This window comes from Actinokineospora pegani, from assembly GCF_009745975.1.
Taxonomy (GTDB): domain Bacteria; phylum Actinomycetota; class Actinomycetes; order Mycobacteriales; family Pseudonocardiaceae; genus Actinokineospora; species Actinokineospora pegani.
Genome location: NZ_WHOL01000089.1, coordinates 1 through 2,931 on the forward strand (window position 1 = coordinate 1; position 2,931 = coordinate 2,931).

Genomic DNA, 2,931 nt, shown 5'->3' on the forward strand with positions numbered 1-2,931 from the left:
GGACGTCCACCGCACCGCCTACACCCAGGCCGGGCTGTTCGCGGTCGAGGTCGCGCTGGTGCGGCTGCTGGAATCGTGGGGCATCACCGCCGACGTGCTGATCGGGCACTCGATCGGCGAGCTGGTCGCCGCGCACGTCGCCGGCGTCTGGTCGCTCGCGGACGCGTGCCAGGTCGTCGCCGCGCGCGGGAAGCTGATGGGTGCGCTGCCCATGGGCGGGGCGATGGTCGCCCTGCGAGCCGCCGAATCCGACATCGAGCTGACGAGCGGTGTCAGCGTCGCGGCGGTCAACGCCGCCGACTCCGTGGTGGTCTCCGGGGTCGAGTCCGAGGTGCTGGCCATCGCGGCGGGGTTCGACAAGACCAAGCGGCTGACGGTGTCGCACGCGTTCCACTCGGGCCTGATGGACCCGATGCTGGCGCCGTTCCGGCGGGTGCTGGACTCCGTGGTTTTCCACGAGCCGACCACCCCCGTGGTGTCGAACCTGACCGGCGCCGTGGCCGACCGGCTGACCGACCCGGCGTACTGGGTCGAGCACGTGCGCGGCACCGTCCGGTTCGCCGACGGCGCCGCCGCGCTGGCCGACCTGGGCGTCGCGCACGCCGTCGAGGTCGGGCCGGACGCCGCGCTGACCCCCGTGCTCGACGACGCGGTGCCGCTGCTGCGCCGCGACCGGGCCGAGGACGCCGCCCTGCTCGGGGCGGTCGCCACCCTGTTCACCCGGGGCGTCGACGTGGACTGGGCCGCCGTGTTCGGCGCGCCGGGCCGCCGCGTCGCCGTGCCCACCTACCCGTTCCAGCGGCGGCGGTTCTGGCTCGAACCCGGCGACACCGCCCCCGACCTGGCCGGGGCCGGGGTCGACGCGGGCGATCACGCCCTGCTCGGCGCGGCCGTCGTGCTGCCCGACGGCGGCGGGGCCGTGCTGACCGGTCGACTGTCGCTGCGCACCCACCCCTGGCTGGCCGACCACCGGGTCTCCGGGCAGGTCGTCGTGGCCGGGACCGCGCTGCTCGACCTCGCCACCCGCGCGGGCCGCGAGATCGGCTGCGGCCGGGTCCGCGAGCTCATGCTGCACACCCCGCTCGTGCTGCCCGACCAGGGCTCCGTCGACCTGCGGGTCGTCGTCGGCGCCCCTGCTGACGGCCGTCCGGTGACCGTCTACGGCCGCACCGGCGACGAGTGGACCCGACACGCCTCCGGCACCCTCGACGAGGACACCGCCGCCGTCCCCGAGTGGGCGTGGCGCGCGGGCGAGCCGGTCGACGTGTCCGACCTGTACCCGGCGCTGGCCGCGGCCGGGTTGGACTACGGGCCCGCGTTCCAGGGCCTGCGCCGCGTCTGGCGCGACGGCGGCGACCTGCTCGCCGAGGTCGACCTGGTCGGGACCGCCCGCGCCGAGGGCTTCGGCCTGCACCCGGGGGTGCTCGACTCGGTCCTGCACGCCCTGGCCGTCGTCGGCGGCGACGCGGGGCCGAGTGTGCCGTTCGCGTGGTCGGGGGTGTCGCTGCACGCCCGCGAGGCGCTGACCGTGCGGGCGCGGCTGACCCCGAACGGCTCCGGCTTCGCCGTGGTCGTGGCGGACCCGGCCGGTTCGGTCGTGGCCACTGTGGACTCATTGGTGCTGCGCCCGATCACCGGGCCGGTGGCGGACGCGGGTGTGCGGGACGCGCTGTTCGCGCTCGACTGGGCCCCGGTGGCGGGCGACGGCCCGTGCCCGGAGGTGCTCGACGCGCGCGGCCTGACCGCTGTCGACGTCCTGCCGGTTCTACAAAAGCGTGGCGATGAGCCGCTGGTCGTGCTGACCTCCCGGGCTGTGGCCGTGGGCGACGAGCCGGTGCCGGGGCAGGACGCGGCTGGGATCTGGGGCTTGGTCGCCTCGGCCGAGACCGAGAACCCCGGCCGGTTCGTGCTGGTCGATGTTGACGACGAGGCCGAGGTGGGCGATTTGCCCGCGGGTGAGCCGAAGCTGGCCCGGCGCGGCGGTGTGTGGTTCGCGCCGCGGATGGGCCGGGCCGCCGCCGAGTCCGACCTGGTGCTCTCGGGCCGCTGGCGGCTGGCTGTGCCGACCCCGGGCCGCGCGGACGCGCTGGTCGTCGTGCCTGACGCGGAGACCGAGCTGGCCCCGGGGCAGGTGCGGGTTCGGACGCGCGCGATCGGGTGGAACTTCCGCGACGTGCTGACCGTGCTGGGCATGTACCCGGACCCGTCGGCCTTCGTCGGCATCGAGGGCGCGGGCGTGGTCGTGGAGTCCGCGGACGACCGCTTCGGTGTCGGCGACCGGGTCATGGGCCTGATGCACGCCGCGGGCGAGGTCTGCGTGGACGCCCGGATGGTCGCGCCCATCCCGGCCGCGTGGTCGTGGGCGCAGGGCGCGGCGACGCCGATTGTCTTCCTCACGGCTTGGTACGGCTTGCGTGACTTGGGCGGGCTTCAGGCGGGGGAGCGGGTGCTGATCCACGCTGGCACCGGTGGGGTCGGCATGGCCGCGATCCAGATTGCCCAGCACTTGGGCGCGGAGGTGTTCGCCACCGCGCACCCGACCAAGCAACACCTGCTGCGCGATATGGGCTTGGACGATGATCACATTGCTTCCTCGCGGACGGCGGAGTTCGGGGAGAAGTTCTCCGGCATCCACGTGGTGTTGAACTCGCTCGCGGGTGAGTTGATCGATGCCTCGGTGCGGACCATGGTTGAGGGTGGCCGGTTCATCGAGATGGGCAAGACCGATCTCCGCGAGGGCTTCCCGGGCGTGGCTTACCGGGCGTTCGACTTGATCGAGGCCGGGCCCGACCGCATCCGGGAGATGTTCGGCGAGCTGGCCGGGATCATCACCCCGCTGCCGGTCCGCGCCTGGGACATCCGGCGCGGCGCGGACGCCACCCGGTTCATGTCCCAGGCCAGGCACACCGGCAAGGTCGTGCTCACCGTTCC

1 protein-coding gene is annotated in these 2,931 nt (G+C 74.4%); it reads left to right on the forward strand.

Going from position 1 to position 2,931, the window contains the following annotated elements:
• Positions 1-2,931: acyltransferase domain-containing protein (locus tag GCL84_RS15590; protein ID WP_156756197.1), on the forward strand; the 2,931-nt coding region annotated here is incomplete at both ends.